The sequence below is a fragment of the Psychrobacter nivimaris genome, from assembly GCF_904846365.1.
Taxonomy (GTDB): Bacteria; Pseudomonadota; Gammaproteobacteria; order Pseudomonadales; family Moraxellaceae; genus Psychrobacter; species Psychrobacter nivimaris_B.
Genome location: NZ_CAJHAL010000014.1, coordinates 61486 through 77921, shown reverse-complemented (window position 1 = coordinate 77921; position 16436 = coordinate 61486). Strand labels below are relative to the sequence as shown.

Annotated in this window: 17 protein-coding genes; 9 read left to right on the top strand and 8 right to left on the bottom strand. The window is 41.4% G+C overall.

All coding sequences use genetic code 11. The features are described 5' to 3' along the window. Positions 1-146: 146 nt before the first annotated feature. Together JMX63_RS07565 and tnpA are read right to left on the bottom strand one after the other, a co-directional pair. A complete protein-coding gene (locus JMX63_RS07565; RefSeq protein ID WP_201571848.1) occupies positions 147-626 on the bottom strand; it encodes an EVE domain-containing protein in 480 nt (159 codons plus the stop codon). A 158-nt stretch (positions 627-784) separates the two neighbouring features. Next, positions 785-1183: an IS200/IS605 family transposase gene (tnpA, locus tag JMX63_RS07560; RefSeq protein WP_201571847.1), complete on the bottom strand. Its 399-nt coding sequence runs from the start codon at positions 1181-1183 to the stop codon at positions 785-787. Positions 1184-1257: 74 nt separating this feature from the next. Here tnpA and JMX63_RS07555 point away from each other — a divergent pair, with 74 nt between their 5' ends. Together JMX63_RS07555 and hemW are read left to right on the top strand one after the other, a co-directional pair. Beyond that, on the top strand, positions 1258-2565 hold the full coding sequence (locus JMX63_RS07555; protein ID WP_201571846.1) for an RNA-guided endonuclease InsQ/TnpB family protein: 1308 nt from the start codon (positions 1258-1260) through the stop codon (positions 2563-2565). A 138-nt stretch (positions 2566-2703) separates the two neighbouring features. Continuing rightward, positions 2704-4014, top strand: coding sequence for a radical SAM family heme chaperone HemW (gene hemW / locus JMX63_RS07550; RefSeq protein ID WP_201571854.1), 1311 nt, complete (start codon positions 2704-2706; stop codon positions 4012-4014). 101 nt (positions 4015-4115) lie between these two features. On the opposite strand, the gene JMX63_RS07545 is transcribed toward hemW, so the two are convergent. Beyond that, the gene (locus tag JMX63_RS07545) at positions 4116-4256 is read right to left on the bottom strand and encodes an entericidin A/B family lipoprotein (RefSeq protein ID WP_101204419.1); all 141 of its coding nucleotides are present in this window, start codon (positions 4254-4256) and stop codon (positions 4116-4118) included. 257 nt (positions 4257-4513) lie between these two features. Between JMX63_RS07545 and JMX63_RS07540 the strand changes: the two genes are divergently transcribed. Continuing rightward, positions 4514-5074, top strand: a complete 561-nt coding sequence (locus JMX63_RS07540) for a tRNA (cytidine(34)-2'-O)-methyltransferase (protein ID WP_201571845.1) — start codon at positions 4514-4516, stop codon at positions 5072-5074. A 135-nt stretch (positions 5075-5209) separates the two neighbouring features. On the opposite strand, the gene JMX63_RS07535 is transcribed toward JMX63_RS07540, so the two are convergent. From JMX63_RS07535 to tusD, 4 genes are all read right to left on the bottom strand, one after another. Beyond that, positions 5210-5554, bottom strand: a complete 345-nt coding sequence (locus tag JMX63_RS07535; protein ID WP_227673282.1) for a TusE/DsrC/DsvC family sulfur relay protein — start codon at positions 5552-5554, stop codon at positions 5210-5212. Positions 5555-5562: 8 nt separating this feature from the next. Continuing rightward, positions 5563-5892: a hypothetical protein gene (locus JMX63_RS07530; RefSeq protein WP_201571843.1), complete on the bottom strand. Its 330-nt coding sequence runs from the start codon at positions 5890-5892 to the stop codon at positions 5563-5565. Positions 5893-5946: 54 nt separating this feature from the next. After that, positions 5947-6270 carry a hypothetical protein gene (locus JMX63_RS07525; RefSeq protein ID WP_101204423.1) on the bottom strand — a complete coding sequence of 108 codons (324 nt, stop codon included), beginning with the start codon at positions 6268-6270 and terminating at the stop codon, positions 5947-5949. A gap of 67 nt (positions 6271-6337) precedes the next feature. Next, the gene (gene tusD, locus JMX63_RS07520; protein ID WP_201571842.1) at positions 6338-6805 is read right to left on the bottom strand and encodes a sulfurtransferase complex subunit TusD; all 468 of its coding nucleotides are present in this window, start codon (positions 6803-6805) and stop codon (positions 6338-6340) included. A gap of 408 nt (positions 6806-7213) precedes the next feature. On the opposite strand from tusD, the gene glnE reads away from it, so the two are divergent. The 6 genes from glnE to JMX63_RS07490 all read left to right on the top strand — a co-directional run bounded on the left by glnE (position 7214) and on the right by JMX63_RS07490 (position 15595). Further along, complete coding sequence (gene glnE, locus JMX63_RS07515; RefSeq protein ID WP_201571840.1) at positions 7214-10078, top strand: bifunctional [glutamate--ammonia ligase]-adenylyl-L-tyrosine phosphorylase/[glutamate--ammonia-ligase] adenylyltransferase; 2865 nt, start codon at positions 7214-7216, stop codon at positions 10076-10078. Positions 10079-10441: 363 nt separating this feature from the next. Continuing rightward, positions 10442-11371 carry a branched-chain amino acid transaminase gene (locus JMX63_RS07510; protein ID WP_201571838.1) on the top strand — a complete coding sequence of 310 codons (930 nt, stop codon included), beginning with the start codon at positions 10442-10444 and terminating at the stop codon, positions 11369-11371. Between the two features lie 106 nt (positions 11372-11477). Continuing rightward, entirely contained in the window at positions 11478-12314 is an 837-nt protein-coding gene (locus tag JMX63_RS07505; protein WP_102092851.1) for a glycosyl transferase, read from the top strand. A 73-nt stretch (positions 12315-12387) separates the two neighbouring features. Further along, on the top strand, positions 12388-13254 hold the full coding sequence (locus tag JMX63_RS07500) for a glycosyltransferase (RefSeq protein ID WP_201571836.1): 867 nt from the start codon (positions 12388-12390) through the stop codon (positions 13252-13254). Between the two features lie 65 nt (positions 13255-13319). Then, complete coding sequence (locus tag JMX63_RS07495; protein WP_201571834.1) at positions 13320-14414, top strand: glycosyltransferase; 1095 nt, start codon at positions 13320-13322, stop codon at positions 14412-14414. A 47-nt stretch (positions 14415-14461) separates the two neighbouring features. Continuing rightward, positions 14462-15595: a glycosyltransferase gene (locus JMX63_RS07490; protein WP_102092854.1), complete on the top strand. Its 1134-nt coding sequence runs from the start codon at positions 14462-14464 to the stop codon at positions 15593-15595. Here the strand turns inward: JMX63_RS07490 and JMX63_RS07485 are convergent. After that, positions 15592-16359 carry a hypothetical protein gene (locus tag JMX63_RS07485; RefSeq protein ID WP_102092855.1) on the bottom strand — a complete coding sequence of 256 codons (768 nt, stop codon included), beginning with the start codon at positions 16357-16359 and terminating at the stop codon, positions 15592-15594. The two genes, JMX63_RS07490 and JMX63_RS07485, sit on opposite strands and share 4 nt — an antisense overlap. Positions 16360-16436: the final 77 nt, after the last annotated feature.

Genomic DNA, 16436 nt, shown 5'->3' with positions numbered 1-16436 from the left:
TCCAAAAAGTGGTCGATGCCAATCCGTAACTGGACGTCTGCTCTGAATCGTTTTATGATTATGTTTGATGACCGTATCAGCAAGCATTTAATCTAAACGGCAGTTACACAGAATTCGGGATGGTCTCCAGAGATGATGTAATAAGTTTACTCCGGCAACAACTCAAGTGTCTCCACCATGTCCATAATTGCTCGCCAATGTTTGGGCTCTAATGGAATCACTGTTAATTGCTGACATCCTTTCCTTAGTAATAACGAATCTTCCAAAGTTGGCAAAAATTTTAGCTCTAATAGTGGTAACACCTCTGTAAAAGCTTGCTCAAAGGTGAGATCGACCATATACCAACGAGGTTCCTCTTCAGTCGCAATAGGATCATAATGACGATGCTCAGGGTGAAACTGAGTAGGATCAGGATACCCTGCTGTAGTAACTGTCATGATACCAGCGACTCCAGACGGCTTGGCGCTAGAGTGATAAAAGAACACTTTGTCACCAACTTTCATATCATCACGCATAAAGTTACGCGCACGGTAGTTGCGAACGCCATCCCAACCGTCGGTACCCAAGCGCTGCAAATCTTCAATACCAAAAAATTTAGGGTTGGATTTCATTAACCAATACGCCATATATCTGTCCTTTGATTTTTTATTTATTTTTCAATTCGTTCTTAAAATTATCGAGGTTTTTATTAACTCACTTTCAAACTTGTCTTGAATAGTTTATCTTAAAAAAGCAAAGAGGACTCCACCTGACATTAGGGTAGAGGTGAATTTCGCATCACTGGCTAACCTCGCTGGTTCTGAATGTATTGCTTAATAATATCTAGTGGCGCACCGCCACAAGAGCTTGCAAAGTAGGAGCGTGACCAAAGCACAGGCTTGGAATAAGCTGCTCTTAAATCAATAAAATCCCCCCTCATTCGTCTACTTGTGACTGACTTCAAGTTATTAACCAATTTGCTTAATTGCACCGTTGGCGGGTACTGGATAAGCATGTGGATATGATCTGCCTCACCGTTACATTCTTTCAACTCAGCATCAAAACTTTTACATACCTCAGCAGCACACTCACTGAAATACTTATGATGCAGCTCACCTAAAACTTTTTCTCGGTACTTAGTGATAAAAACCAAATGAACGTGGAGGTTAAAGGTAGCATGGCGGTTTTTATATACCTCACTCATTGCAATAAATATCCTTAAATGCTAGTATTATAAGCATAATATCAAATACACACTCATTAATAAATAACGCATTTATGAAAATCAACAAAGCGTATAAATTTAGGCTTGAGCCTAATGCAGAGCAGGAGATTGTTCTAAATAATCTTGTCGGCTCTGCACGTTTTGTTTGGAATCAAATACTAGCGATCTCATTTAAGATGTTTGCTAAAGATGAGTTTATCAATGCCACGAACCTCGTTAATAAAATCATGGATCTAAAGAGCAATCCTGATTTCGAGTTCTTAAAAAGCAGCTCAAACGCTGTCTCTTTACAACAAAAAGTACGTGATCTTGCATCGGCTTGGTCACGTTTCTTTAATCCTAAAGTACATGCCAGATTGAAAGAAAATAAAAAGAAACCTCGTAAACCCAAGTTTTTTAAACTGGCTGATGGCACAGAAATCCAGCTACGCCCGTTGATGCCACAATTTAAGCGCAAATCCGATGGGCGTGACTCAATTCGGTTAGTTCAGTTTGATAAATACTGCCGTGTTAAGGGCAATCGAGTAAAACTACCGAATGGCGTGGGCTTGGTGAAGTTTAGAAAATCGCAAGACATCATCGGCACGATTAAAAATGTTACCATTAGCAAGAAATCGGGGCACTGGTATATGTCGTTTGGCACAGAGCGTGAACTGACAGAGAACCCTCGTCACCCCTCTAAAACCGCCATTGGTTTGGACATGGGTATTAGTAAATTACTCACCACCTCAAACGGTGAATATATTAAACCTAAGAATAGCTTTAAAGCCAATCAAATCAAACTTGCCAAATTACAGCGTCAATTAAGCAGAAAGGTTCTGTTTAGCCAAAACTGGAAAAAGCAAAACCGCAAGATTCAAAAACTCCACCATCATATCGCTAACATTCGACATGACTACTTGCACAAAGTCACCACCAGCATCAGCAAAAGCCACGCCATGATTGCTTGTGAAGATTTAAAAGTCGCCAATATGTCGAAATCAGCCAGTGGTACGGTGGAGAACAAAGGTCGTCATGTCAAAGCCAAGTCAGGATTAAATAAATCCATTTTAGATCAAGGCTGGGGCATGATGGTCAATATGCTTGAGTACAAGCAGCAATGGCGCGGTGGGTTACTGATTAAGGTAAACCCACGATACACTAGCCAAACCTGCTCTGAATGCCAGCATATCGCTGTCGATAACAGACAAACTCAGGCAAAATTTGAGTGCATCAAATGTAGGTATGTTGCGAACGCTGATTTTAATGCGGCTCGTAACATATTAGCGGCAGGACATGCCGTTTTATCTGCGGAGGGAGGATGCAGTAAAGGTCGCCCGTTGAAACAGAAAACAAGCGACCTTCGTGAGAAAGTCGCCTAAGAGCGTTTGCTTTTAGAATTCCCCACTTGAGCTTCGCGAAAGTGGTGGGAGTATGTCAACCTAGCGTTACTTTTGATATCGATCATTATTGCTCACTACAAAATAAGTTTATTTATGCCCAAAGTGAATACAGACAGTATGCCAAATGACCTGAATACGTTAAGTCTTACTGAACCAACGACGGATACTATCGAGGTCAATGTGACAGACATTCCATTGTCTCTTTACATTCACATCCCGTGGTGTGTGAAGAAGTGTCCTTATTGCGATTTTAATTCGCATGAGCTACCGATGGACAGTGAGCTATCCATGTATGAAGAATACGTCGATGCGTTACTGCTAGACGCCGCAATGCAGCAGCCTTTAACTCAGGGCCGAAAAATTGGTTCGATATTTATTGGTGGTGGTACGCCATCTTTGCTACCCATTGCTCAGTATCAGCGACTGTTTACTGGTTTACGGTCATGTTTTGAATTTGCAGAAGACATCGAAGTCACGATGGAGGCGAACCCTGGCACGCTTGAGCATGCGCCATTCGCGCAGTATTTAGAGGTTGGTATCAATCGTCTGTCTATCGGCGTACAGAGCTTTGCCGCTGATAAGCTAAAGGTACTGGGGCGTATCCACGATCCTGTGCAAGCGTTATCAGCAATTCGCGCTGCCAAAGCGGCTGGATTTGCACGGGTCAACGTCGACCTGATGCACGGACTGCCGCAGCAAACCATGAATGAAGCGCTAGAAGATATCCAAATGGCGCATGATGCTGGTGCAACGCATATCTCTTGGTATCAACTGACTATTGAGCCAAATACCGTGTTTTACCGTAGCCAGCCTATTTTACCCGATGAAGACAATTTGGCAGATATCGAACAAGCAGGGCAAGCGTTATTGCAGCAATTAGGTTATAGCAATTATGAGGTGTCAGCATGGGCAGGTGCGTTAGACAAACCATGTCGTCATAATATCAACTATTGGCAGTTTGGCGACTATCTAGCAATCGGCGCTGGGGCACATGGTAAAGTGACGATTGGTCGTAACGATAGCAATGGTAGTAACTGGTCAGACGTAAAAGATAAAATGGAAGAGGACTTGTTAGTAGCGTCAGGTATCTATCGCTTTAGCAAATCACGTTTGCCAAAAGATTATGTAGTAATAAATGCAGATACCACAGAGAAGTCTGACATGCACCAGATCACACCAAAAATGGTTGGCTGGCAAGCGATTGATCAAGAGGAGTTAGTAAGCGAATTTATGCTAAACGCACTACGCTTACATGGCGGCGTCGCTTGGTCACTGTTTGAAGAGAGAACTGGATTAACACTTGATAGTATTGCTGAACAAGTGAACAGTCTGGTCAAACAAGGATTGTTGGTAAATAGTGATACGCAGTTGCAACCGACTATATTAGGTCAGCGTTATCTCAATCAGATATTACGCGCGTTTTTATAAAATTGTACTTGAGTGATTATTTAACAGCAGCGAAGTAAGAACACAAAAAAGGCTTATCAAATAAATGATAAGCCTTTTTAAAAATCTAAAAAAAGCAGACCTTAGATTTTATCTTGTACGTCTTGTGCGCCGCCAGTTACAGCGTTTCCGGCGCTTGATACGTCTTGGCCAAGGCCTTTGAACGTGTTGCAACCAGTTAGAACGAACATAGCAGTTAAAGATGCGATGATTACTTTTTTCATAATAGTATCCTCAAAGATAAATGAATGGTTATAAATAACAACAGTGACGCTAAGTATCTTGCTCAAGTTTCACTGAAGGGGTATTGGATGAGACAGTCATACATAAATGCTATCGCGCTATCCATTACAGACATCATAATGAAAGTTAAAAACGCTGCACAGTATCAAAATGTAATTATTGGCAGTAAACTGTAACTTTCGATTACCTACCGCTCATAAATTTAAATAATAGAGCGCTGAATATTTGTGGAGTAAGAATGACCATCCATATCGTGTTAGTAGCACCAAAAATGCCGAGCAATACTGGCAATATTATTCGACTGTGTGCCAATAGCGGGGCACAGCTACATTTAGTTAGACCATTAGGGTTTGAGCTTGATGACAAAAAGCTACGCCGCGCAGGTCTCGATTACCATGAATATGCTCATTTGCAAGTGCATGACGATTGGATAGCTGCAAGGCAAGCACTACAAGCTGCTGACTGCCATGTCGTTACGGCATTGACAACCAAGCTTAGCAAACCGTTTTACGATTATGACTTTGGTAAAAACTCGGACTCTGACGCATCTGATAATTCTGCTATGCCTAATATTGCGCTGGTTTTCGGTTCTGAGACAGCAGGTCTGGCAGACGATATACGTGAAGATATCGGTGCTAATAATTGGCTAAGACTGCCCATGCTAGCTGACTCGCGTAGTTTGAACTTATCAAATAGCGTAGCCATTTGTTTGTACGAGATATGGCGACAGCAAGGGTTTACAGGCGATGAAGGTCGTAGCGTTGGTTATGAGACATTGACAGTCTATGACCCAAAATAGCTATGTGTTTAAACAATAGCTATAGACTTAGAAATATTTGCGTACTCAATGAGCAGTGAAGTATTAGATACTGCTCATGCACATATGATAATTTTCTAGTGCGCCATCGATTGTATCTTATCGCTTGTAAAGCACTTATAAACAATTTGGTGGTTTGGGTAATCCTGCCAAGCGATTGACATGACGCGCAACCAAACCTGTATTAAACAATTGCTGTAGCTTTTGATTGCTAATATCAAGTTCTGGCAAAGTCTTTTGTAGCCATTTAATTAATGGACGGGTTGCTGGCGCGTGATTAAATTTGTCAAAAAACGCGCGCACTTGTTGCAAAACTTCTAAATGCTCATCGCTCAGATTGACCTCTAGTGTGTCTGCTAATTGCTGTGCGATAGCAGGTGTCCAAATCGTATGGTCACACAGATGACCGTCTTGATCTAATTCGATATTAGCCGCTGATAATGCAGCGTTGTGAGTGGTCATGTCATTACTCATAAGGCAATTGTCACCACTTTGTCAAACTGACTGCTCTGAGTCAGATCGACCCATTCTGCGTCGGTTAAAATAGCAGTCAACTTAGTCTCTAAATTAAGCTTGCCAGTTGTATTTGCTGTTAGCTGTGCGATGTCATCTGCTAATGCGTAAATACCAGCAATATCCTCTATATCGCTATCATTTAAATAAGCATTGAGCCAATCGATGAAAGCAGAGGTAGCACCAAGCAGAAGGATGCTGTCGCCCGTGCGCCAAGTGCGAGACATCTCTTCAGTACTGCGTCTAAGGGTAGCCATCGTGCTATGCAATTGATATAAAGTTGCCATAAAGGTATCCGATTACGTGCTTTATTATTTTATAAATCTAAGTTATATAGCGATTTAAAAGGTAAGTATCTGCTCAAAGTCTTGCGAATTGATGACCTCTGGCACGAGTGTGAGCTGTGATGCCAGATCTGTCGGCAACATACCAGTGACCCAGCCACTAAAGACGTCATCAGGTAGCCAAGCTGCGGGCATATCGTAAAGCTCAAGTGACTGAATCATGCCATGTAGCCGCGAGTCAGATTGCATCAATAAGCCAAAGACTGGCGCATCTAAGAATAGTTGCACCTCATGACCAAATGTCGCTAAAGTTAGCGCAAGCGCACAACCTTCGTAGCTTGCTGCTTCAGTGGGCGTGTGCAGCTGAATTAATAATCTCATTATGTATTCCTAAAAATAGTTACCGCTACTAGTGATCTTAATATACAAACTATCAAGCGACACGCTATCAAAACTGTATCAAACGACAGTCATCCTGCATCATCATCGCAAGCTCACTAAGTCCCACTAACGTAAACCCTGTCGCAAGATTGGTACCGTCAAGCTGATGGCGTGAGCTATTGTCTACATCACTCACACCGCGACTAAGTGCTGTACTGACACAGACAGGCAGGGGTAATTGATACTGCTCAGCCAAAGACTGCCATTCTTTGGTCAAGTCTAATTGATCGGCTGACTGCCAACGCAATCGATTGGCTATATGAGCCGAATCGCCATAAAAGAAGACATTGAGCAATGGTTGTTCAGAAGTAGCATTATCGCTGCCGCCTGTACCTGTACTATTAGTGTCATTGTTATCAATATCATGACTATTCGCTGCGCCATTCAGGTAAGCGCGTGCATAGCGTAACGCCAAGTGTGCCAATGGGTGACTAGGGTCAGCAGTAATCAGTAGTAACGGGGTAGTGGTCGTCATAAGGCGCGGTATCACATATTATAAATAAGAGTTTAAAAATTATGGCCGAGTTGCTATAAATGCTTTGTATAAAGTCATTTGGTCGTTATTATTATAGTGCTTGTGTGCAAATTTGCGTGACAGAAAACAGAGTTTATACTGATAATGCGACGTACAGCGGATCATACTGTCACATCACATAGCGTTATGTCATAAAAGAGAGGTGCGTCGTCTCTATCAAAGATGTTTATGCTAACATAAAGCGCCGCAAACCAAATAGAGTCACTGTTATTTAACGTGGTTTTATCTCAAGTGTAGGCACACTGAGTATTATTATTTGATGCTGTGACTGCCTCGTAAGAAAAAACAATAAACTTATGAGCTAGGTTCACGTAGTCTTACCATTCTATGTAAGGAGTTTTTGTCACTATGTTACCTGCTATGCCCTCACGTGTGAACAATGGTACAGATTATCAGCCTACCGTAGAACAACTGCAAGTCCTGCAGACAGCGAGCGAATTTGCTTATCAGATTTGGGAAAGTCGGACCGTTTCATGTCAGACGTTTTTGCGTAGCTATCCATTGAATAGTACGCTGACCCGCCAGCAAATCGATGATCTGATACAAGATTATACGCTAGATGAAAACTATCAACTCGCTGATGAAACCAAGGTCATGAGTGGTCTGCGTCACTTGCGCACGCTACTGATGATGCGTTGGATTTGGCAAGATGCTTTGCAGACGATTAGTCTGGAGCAGTTGACCGATGAGTTGTCTGAGTTTGCAGATGGCTGTATCTCTTTTGCTAAAGATTACACTTATCAGCACTTGGTTGCTAAGTATGGTGAGCCGACCTTTATCAATGAACAAGGCAATATACAAATCGATGATATGGCGATTATGGCCATGGGTAAACTTGGTGCGCAAGAGCTGAATTTATCAAGTGATATTGATCTAATCTTTGTACATCAAGCGCGCGGCGAGACCAATGGCAATAAGGCAAAAGGCACACGTAGCATAGATAATAAACGCTTTATGACCAGATTGGGCCAAGGCATTATTAAACTGCTTGATAACAAGACCGCTGACGGTTTTGTCTTTCGAGTAGATATGCGCTTACGTCCATGGGGCGATGGTAGTGATTTGGCCATTCATCTGTCCGCATTACAAAAATACTTTACGATGCATGGCCGTGCATGGGAGCGTTTTGCTTGGTTAAAAGCACGCGTAGTCGGACAAATAGACCAGCCATTTTATGAAGAAATACAAGCGCTGATTAAGCCATTTGTTTTTCGTTATTATGTGGACTACAGTGCGTTTTCAGCATTGAGAGAAATGAAGTCTCTTATTCAAAACCAAGTTGCACAGCGTGAAGACTTGGACAATATCAAGCTTGGTGCGGGCGGCATTAGAGATATTGAGTTTATCGTACAGGCCTTTCAGCTTATCTATGGCGGCCGGCATCCACAGCTACAAATCAAACCTTGCTTGCAGGCGATGCAAGTATTGTGTGAGCTTGGCTATCTGGAGCATTCAACTTACGAGCAGCTACAGGCAGCATATCGGTTTTTGCGCCGGCTTGAGCACGCTATTCAAGCGATTAATGACCAACAGACCCAGCGCTTACCACACGATGAGCAGTGGCAGCATAATCTAGCAGTGACGCTGAATTTTGAAAACTGGCATGCCTTATTAGATCAACTTAATCGTCATCGCGACAGTGTCAATGTGCCGTTTGAGCGTATGGTTACTGAGCGCCAAGTACCTGACAACGAAGATACCGACCTAGAGCCAGAGCACTTAGATGAGCAAATTGCCCGTTTAAATGAAGTGCTAACAAAAGAAAATCGCGAGGTACTACAGAATTTTTGGCAATCAAAAATGGTGGCTAATTTAAGTGATGAAGCCAGAGAGCGTTTAGACGACGCATATCCTGTCATTGTCCATGCGTTGTTAGCGCATCAAGAACAGCAGCAACTTGCCAATACTGCTTTACCAAGATTGATCTCACTGCTTGAAGCGATTTGCCGTCGTTCTATCTACTTGGTCATGATTGCTGAAAACCCCAATGCAACGATTGAGCTGATTCCAATGCTGTCTGCCAGCCCGTGGATTGCAAAAGAGTTGGCTCAGTACCCTGTACTATTGGATACATTTTTGCAGCAGCGTTATCGCCATCTGCCAGATAAGCGTGAGCTACGTGATATCTTGCGTCAACAGTTGCTACGCGTCGAGCCAAACGATGAAGAAGAGCTGTTGAGCGTCCTGCGACTGTTCAAAAAGAATCAGGTGTTGGCTGTCGCTGCTAGTGATGTATTGGCTGAGCGTCCGATTATGAAAGTGTCAGATTCATTGACTTATATCGCTGAGGTCGTATTAGAAGCCGCATTGGAGCGCGCTTTTGCAGAGATTGTTAACCGTTATGGGTATCCTATTGGCCAAGATGGCGACCCAGTCACTGAAGCGGACTGCGGCTTTGCAATTATCGGTTATGGCAAGCTTGGTGGCTTAGAGCTATCGTATTCTTCAGATTTGGACTTGGTATTCTTACACAAGATAAAAGAGCAAGGCATGACCACTGGTGAAAAATCAGTCAGTGGTATGAAGTTTGCCGCGCGTCTTGTACAAAAGCTGATGAATTATCTCAATACTCAAACCCGTGATGGCCGTGCCTATGAGATTGATATGCGTCTGCGGCCTTCAGGAAATGCTGGCATGATGGTGGTGTCTTGTCATGCGTTTGAAACCTATCAAATGGATAAAGCATGGTCATGGGAGCATCAAGCGTTGGTACGTGCTCGTGCGATTTGCGGAGACAGACGAGTCACTGCACGCTTTTGTGATATTCGCCGCGATGTATTGTCGTTGCCACGGACACTGGATCAAGTACGTAGTGAAGTCACCAGCATGCGTATCAAAATGCAAAAGCATCTAGGCACGAGCCAATGGCAGCAGGAAGCGGGCAAGTTTCATCTTAAGCAAGATGCAGGCGGTATTGTAGATATTGAGTTCTTAGCACAGTTTGCCGTATTGGCTTACTCGCATGAATATCCAAGTTTGACCAAATGGAGCGATAATGTGCGAATTTTTGCAGAAGTTGCTTTGCTTGGTATTTGGAATGATCAAGTCTGTCAGGATTTGACCGATGCCTATCTAAGGATTCGTGCTGCCACGCATCAGTTAGCACTATCAGAGCAGTCTTTGCTCGTTGATGAGTCATTGTGGCAGGAGACGCGAGCGTTAGTACAGTCACAGTGGCAGCATCTCATGGGCGTAGAGACAGACGACGAGTAATATCGAAACTTGTATGATTAAGGCCTTGCCGATAGTCCAAGAGACGCTTAAACTGTCATGCGTTACTATGAATAAAAACTATCAATGAAAGCTATAAACGAAAACTATGGATAGAATTGGTAGCTAGGAACGATATAATTAAAAACCATATAGTGCCAAACCAAAAGATTTCATTTGCCAAGACGGCCAGTGATATAATCGGTCACACATCATCATAATACTGTCAGTCGTTTGTCATAATGAAGCTGTTGTTTAGGCAATAAAAATTGACGCTGCGGTGTTATCATACGATGTTGATCAATACTGTTAAATAAAACCTACCTAAAAAAAGTTAGACGTCAGTGCTAGCATAAGGACAATAAAATGAATATGGCAACACAAGATGGTAAGCTTTGGATGAATGGCACAATGATCGAACAGCCAGATGCTAAAGTTCATGTGCTTACCCATAGCTTGCATTATGGCATGGCTGTGTTTGAAGGCGTGCGTGCTTACCAAACCGCTGATAATCGCACGGCTATTTTTCGCCTAAAGGAACACACCGAACGTCTACTTGGTTCGGCAAAAATCTTTCAAATGGACGTGCCGTTTGATGCGGCCACGCTAGAGCAAGCACATAAAGATGTGGTAAAGCAAAATAACTTGGCAGAAGCCTATATTCGTCCGCTTATTTGGGTAGGTGCAGAAAAGCTTGGCTTATCTTCACGTGACAATAGCATCAATGCTATGGTTGCTGCATGGCACTGGGGTGCATATCTTGGTGAGGAAGGTATCAAAAATGGTATCCGTGTAAAAACCTCTTCATTCACGCATCATATGCCAAACGTCACTATGTGTAAGGCAAAAGCCTCAAGTAACTATCCTGTGTCTATCATGGCCAACCAAGAAGTCACTCGTAATGGTTATGACGAAGCTATCTTGATGGATCCGCAAGGGTATGTGTGTCAAGGCGCTGGCGAGAACTTATTCTTGGTAAAAGATGGCGTGCTACATACGCCAGATTTGGCGGGCGGTGCACTTGATGGTATCACTCGTCGTACTATCCTTCAGTTCGCGGCTGATCTAGACATCAAAGTCGTTGAACGCCGTATCACTCGTGATGAGTTCTACTTAGCAGACGAGATATTTATGACAGGTACCGCTGCTGAAGTGACGCCTATCCGCGAATACGATGATCGTACTATCGGGAATGGCGGCCGAGGACCATTGACTGAGAAACTCCAAATCCTATACTTTGATGTGGTTCATGGTCGTAACGAGCAATATATGGATTGGTTAAGCTTTATTGACTAATAAAGTCGTTAGTTTAAAGACCAAAAAGGCTGAACATAATTGTTCAGTCTTTTTTTTATGCTAATATAGCCATCATATTTATTCTTAAGATTAAAGTGAGCAGTCCATGCCAATAGATTCTAGTACAGCAGATAATAAAAATATCAAACAAATTATTTGTATTAAATGGGGTACAAAGTACGGGGCTGATTACGCCAATAAATTGTATGGTATGGTATCTCGCAATATTACGCCACCGTTTCGTTTCGTCTGTTTTACCGATGATACCACCGATGTACGTCCAGAAATCGAATGTCAAGAATTACCACCATTAGATGTCACCATGCCAACCAACACACTTGGCAAGTGGCCAAAATCACGTTTGTGGGGTGAGAAGTTAGGTGATTTGACAGGGACAGTATTATTTGTAGATTTGGATGTGATTATAGTAGATAGCCTCGATCCTTTCTTTGAATACGGCGAGCCAGACGATGTTATTTTGTCTTATAACCCGAGTAACCCATTAGAGCGCCTAGGGCAAACGTCTTGCTTTAGATTCAAGATAGGGTCGCTTGTCTCATTGCAAGAGAAATTCAAAGCTGATCCACAAGGTATCGCTGATGAGTATCGTTTTGAGCAGCGCTTCGTCACTCGTAATGCGCCAGGCGGTGTCAAGCTGTTTCCAAAGGCATGGGTCGCGCACTTTAGACGCAAATGCCGTCAACCGTTCCCACTTAACTACATCAAAGAACCAAAGATCCCCAAAGGCGCTCGAATTGTTATTTTCCCTGGCGACTTATATCCTACACATGCGATTGAAGGTAGATATAATAAAAATGCTGCTAACAATGCCAAAGATCACTTAAAAAGATTGACTGAGCCCAAAAATCTAAAAAGACCGCTACGTCACTTGCGTCATTTTATCTTGCCAGTAGGGTGGATCGAAAAGTACTGGAAAGAATAGGTCCCATTATATAGTTGAGTATTATCGCATTGCATTAGCACAGATAAATATTAGTCAGTGAACGGATAAAATTATGAATACAGAAGATACTATTAAAGTCTTTGTTGGTTGTGACCCAAATAACTGTGATCTAGAGCAGATGATGGTATTAGATTATAGTATTCATAAACATACCAGTGTACCCGTTGAGATAGTATGGATGCAGCTGTCACGCGATCCTAATAGCTATTGGTATTCTAATCCTGAGACTGGAGAGGGTTGGAATACCACTAAATGGTCAACGCCTTTTTCAGGCTTTCGCTGGGCAATTCCAGAGTACTGTCAATACTCTGGTCGTGCCATTTACATGGACGCTGATGTCATTATTTTAGATGATTTGGCAAAGCTGTGGCACCATCCTATTGAAGGACAGTCTGTTGTAGCTGCTAAGACTAATGCGGATATGACTCGGTTGTGTACATGCGTATGGGATTGCAAGGCGGCGAAAAACATTGTCCTACCAATTAAAAAACTCAGGAAAGATCCCAAAAGCCATAAAGAAATGATGGCTGTATTCAAACATAATAATCAGCTCATTGAGCCTTATCAGGATAGTTACAATTGTATAGATGGCGAAAACTTAGCGCTAGAAGATATTAGGATTTTGCATTATTCAGATATGGGTACACAGTTCAGTCATAAATATTCATTACCTAGAGTCAGTGAAGAAGGTATTGAGCATTGGTTTGACGGTGAAATAATGTCGCACCCAAGGCAGGATTTATCTGAGGTTTTTGATGAATATTATAACGAAGCACTTGCTGCTGGATACGATTTAGACAGTTATAGGGTAGAACCTTTCGGTCATTTTCCTAAAAAATCTCAAGAAGGTTATACCGGTAATAAGGTGACTCGTCCACACGCTTCTAAATCATTTTTTTCGAAGCTATTTAAACGCTAGTTTTTTAATGAAGCAATGATAAGCCTTTTTAAGAAGGTGAAAACTTACTCCATAGGTTATCGTGTATGAAGCAGCATAAAAAAACAGTGTTACTCGTTATTAATTGTCTACAAGGCGGCGGTGCGGAACGTGTCGTATTAACATTGGGGCAAGGGTTTTATGAATTGGGCTATGAAGTACATATTCTAAGATTTAAGCCGTTAGTACAGTATGACTTAAGTCCGAATCTTAACTACCATGTACTTAAGTTTAAGCCGTATAAACTGATACCAGGGGCACAAAGACGTGACCATATTTTTGCACGTGCTGTTGATAAATACGTGTCGAAAAATATCGGTCAGCCTGACATCATACTGTCCAACCTAGATCGTGCCGATAGCATTTTAAGTAATAGTAAACTGCCTAATATCACTTATATTATTCATAACACAGTATCACTACTCTATAAATTTAATAAAAATCACGACGCTGAGCAGTTAAAGCAAAGAATGATAGATATATATGCCAAGCATCCTTGTGTGTGCGTCAGTGAAGGCGCTCAAAAAGACTTTATCAAAAGCTTTGGTCATATTACGCCAACCACCGCCATTCACAATCCAATTGATAAAAACAGTATTCAACAACAAGCCGATGCTTTTGTCCCTGACTACCAGAACTATATTATTCATGTCGGGAGTTTTAAAGATGCCAAGCGTCATGATGTATTGGTAAATGCTTATGCAAAAACAGATCAATCTATGCCGTTACTGCTCTTGGGTCAAGGGAAGCATAGAAGTGAAACAGAGCGACTGGTAACAGAGTTAAGCCTAGAAGACAAAGTAATATTTTTAGGATTTCGTGATAATCCCTTTCCTTATATCAAAAATGCGCAGTTTAAGATATTGACCTCTGACTGGGAAGGGTTTGCTCTGGTCATTGCCGAAGCTCTCGTGCTAGGTACTCCTGTTATCAGTACCAACTGTCCATCAGGCCCAAGTGAATTGCTACCAGAACATAACTTAATGCCGATGGGTGATATTGATGCCATTGCCGAAAAAATGCAGCAAGCGATGAGTAATCCGCAAGCGTTTCATGCGCCATTCGATGAAGCGCTGCTACCAGTCAAAATAGCAGAAAAATACGTAGAGTTTGCTGAACAAGTCAATATTATGCATAAATAGTTCCAAATATTTTATACTCACAATGTCCATTTCTAAGAAAATTTAAAATGATTAATAGTGTTATTAGAACAAGAAAAAAAGAAGTTAAAAATAATAAAAAGAAAGTACTCTTAGTCATTAACTGTCTACAAGGTGGCGGCGCTGAACGTGTTGTTCTGACTTTAGGACAGGGATTCTATGATTTGGGTTATGAAGTACATATTTTACGGTTTAAGCCCCGTGTAGATTACGAGCTTAATCCAAAACTAAACTACCACTTTATTGATTTTAAGCGTTATAAACTGATACCAAAATTAGAACGTCGTGACAAAGTTTTTGCGTTCGTAGTCGATCGTTACATTTCAAAAAACATTGGTCAGCCTGATATGATACTGTCTAATCTAGATCGTGCAGATAGTATTTTAAGCAATAGCAAACTACCTAATATATTTTATGTGATTCATAACACAGTGTCTTTGTTATATAAATTCGATAATACGAATGCTGCTGACACACTAAAGTCAAAGATGATTAACATCTACTCCAAGCATCCTTGTATATGTGTCAGTAAAGGTGCTGAAAAAGATTTTGTTGAAAGCTTTGGTAATATTACGCCAACGATTGCCATTCACAATCCAGTCGATAGAGATTACATTCAAAAGCTAGGTGACGTATTTACTCCTGAGTACCAAGATTATATTGTTCATGTGGGGAGTTTTAAAGAAGCGAAACGTCACGATGTGCTGCTAAAAGCATATGCTCGAACAGATCAGTCTATGCCACTATTACTGCTAGGTAAAGGAAAGCTGAAAGACGAAATAGAGCAATTGGTAGTAGAACTCAACTTAGAAGAAAAAGTAGTATTTTTAGGTTTTCAGGAGAACCCTTTCCCTTATATAAAGCATGCTAAATTTAAAGTGCTAACCTCTGATTGGGAAGGTTTTGCCTTAGTGATTGCCGAAGCTCTTGTATTAGGAACCCCTGTTATCAGTACAGACTGCCCATCAGGTCCAAGTGAGTTACTACCAGATAACAACTTAATGCCGATGAGCGACGTAGATGCTATCTCTGAAAAGCTTAGCTTAGCGATGAAAAATCCAGAGCAATTCTTTTCTGAGTTTGATGGGTCGCTTTTACCTATCACAATAGCCAAAAAGTATATTGCATTCGCATCTGATTCTAAAATCAAAGAATATTCTTAATTCAACCACCACTTAGACCAATCGTCTCTGTGTAATGCTCGTAATGTGGCAAACGCACTATCAGTATGCTGTAGTTTTTCGAAAACAGATAACAGTATACTAGTGGCCAATTTATCAACTTTCTGAAATTTATTATAGCGTTTTCGCATATTTCTCAAGCTATCATCGGTACCGATACGAAAATAAGTAAGACCATCGTACAGAGGCAAGTCACCGGCATAAAGCATATCGGTTTTTTCAGTTAGCAATGGCATAGATTTAGCATTAGTGGATAACTGCAGAAAGTTTTTGGTTTCATAAGTACGTAAAGTATTCATTAGAGTTACGACATTCATCAAGATAGCTGCTCTATGAGTATTGTTTGAATGATCAATAAACGTATCGCAAGCAGAGACAATCCAGCGCAACGACAGATGTGTCAATAAATAGTCGCTCTCTGCTTCCCATAACTTTTCAAATTCAGCGAATGTTTTATCTATTTTGTACTTACGGCGCATTAGTATAATAAGCGTGTTGTGATAAAAGCAGAGCTCAGACTCACCAAGCGATTTGTATTTCAAGTTGTTCAAATGGTTCTCTAAATCTGTGCTTTTACGCTCATTGGTTAACGCTTCAATATCACACATTGATTCAGTAATGGTTGTTGCTTTCATCTCATCAAAGCTTCTATCATTATAGGTTTTGATAATCTTACCCGCATTCAATCTTTTTTCGCTTCGAAAGATCAATAGCAATTTTCTCTGCCAACTTGAAGGTGTAGCCATGTTATCAAAATCCTCTAAAAATATATAAAGATATTAGCGCCGTAATCTCTATAATATAAGTCTTAGAGATCATTGTT

Excerpts from the sequence above, each read along its gene's own strand:
- JMX63_RS07535 (WP_227673282.1), bottom strand. The coding sequence starts at position 5,554 with ATGACCACTCACAACGCTGCATTATCAGCGGCTAATATCGAATTAGAT.
- tusD (WP_201571842.1), bottom strand. The coding sequence starts at position 6,805 with ATGACGACCACTACCCCGTTACTACTGATTACTGCTGACCCTAGTCAC.
- JMX63_RS07500 (WP_201571836.1), top strand. The coding sequence starts at position 12,388 with ATGAATACAGAAGATACTATTAAAGTCTTTGTTGGTTGTGACCCAAAT.
- tnpA (WP_201571847.1), bottom strand. The coding sequence starts at position 1,183 with ATGAGTGAGGTATATAAAAACCGCCATGCTACCTTTAACCTCCACGTT.
- JMX63_RS07530 (WP_201571843.1), bottom strand. The coding sequence starts at position 5,892 with ATGGCAACTTTATATCAATTGCATAGCACGATGGCTACCCTTAGACGC.
- JMX63_RS07525 (WP_101204423.1), bottom strand. The coding sequence starts at position 6,270 with ATGAGATTATTAATTCAGCTGCACACGCCCACTGAAGCAGCAAGCTAC.
- JMX63_RS07495 (WP_201571834.1), top strand. The coding sequence starts at position 13,320 with ATGAAGCAGCATAAAAAAACAGTGTTACTCGTTATTAATTGTCTACAA.
- hemW (WP_201571854.1), top strand. The coding sequence starts at position 2,704 with ATGCCAAATGACCTGAATACGTTAAGTCTTACTGAACCAACGACGGAT.
- glnE (WP_201571840.1), top strand. The coding sequence starts at position 7,214 with ATGTTACCTGCTATGCCCTCACGTGTGAACAATGGTACAGATTATCAG.
- JMX63_RS07510 (WP_201571838.1), top strand. The coding sequence starts at position 10,442 with ATGAATATGGCAACACAAGATGGTAAGCTTTGGATGAATGGCACAATG.
- JMX63_RS07540 (WP_201571845.1), top strand. The coding sequence starts at position 4,514 with ATGACCATCCATATCGTGTTAGTAGCACCAAAAATGCCGAGCAATACT.
- JMX63_RS07490 (WP_102092854.1), top strand. The coding sequence starts at position 14,462 with ATGATTAATAGTGTTATTAGAACAAGAAAAAAAGAAGTTAAAAATAAT.
- JMX63_RS07545 (WP_101204419.1), bottom strand. The coding sequence starts at position 4,256 with ATGAAAAAAGTAATCATCGCATCTTTAACTGCTATGTTCGTTCTAACT.
- JMX63_RS07565 (WP_201571848.1), bottom strand. The coding sequence starts at position 626 with ATGGCGTATTGGTTAATGAAATCCAACCCTAAATTTTTTGGTATTGAA.
- JMX63_RS07505 (WP_102092851.1), top strand. The coding sequence starts at position 11,478 with ATGCCAATAGATTCTAGTACAGCAGATAATAAAAATATCAAACAAATT.
- JMX63_RS07555 (WP_201571846.1), top strand. The coding sequence starts at position 1,258 with ATGAAAATCAACAAAGCGTATAAATTTAGGCTTGAGCCTAATGCAGAG.
- JMX63_RS07485 (WP_102092855.1), bottom strand. The coding sequence starts at position 16,359 with ATGGCTACACCTTCAAGTTGGCAGAGAAAATTGCTATTGATCTTTCGA.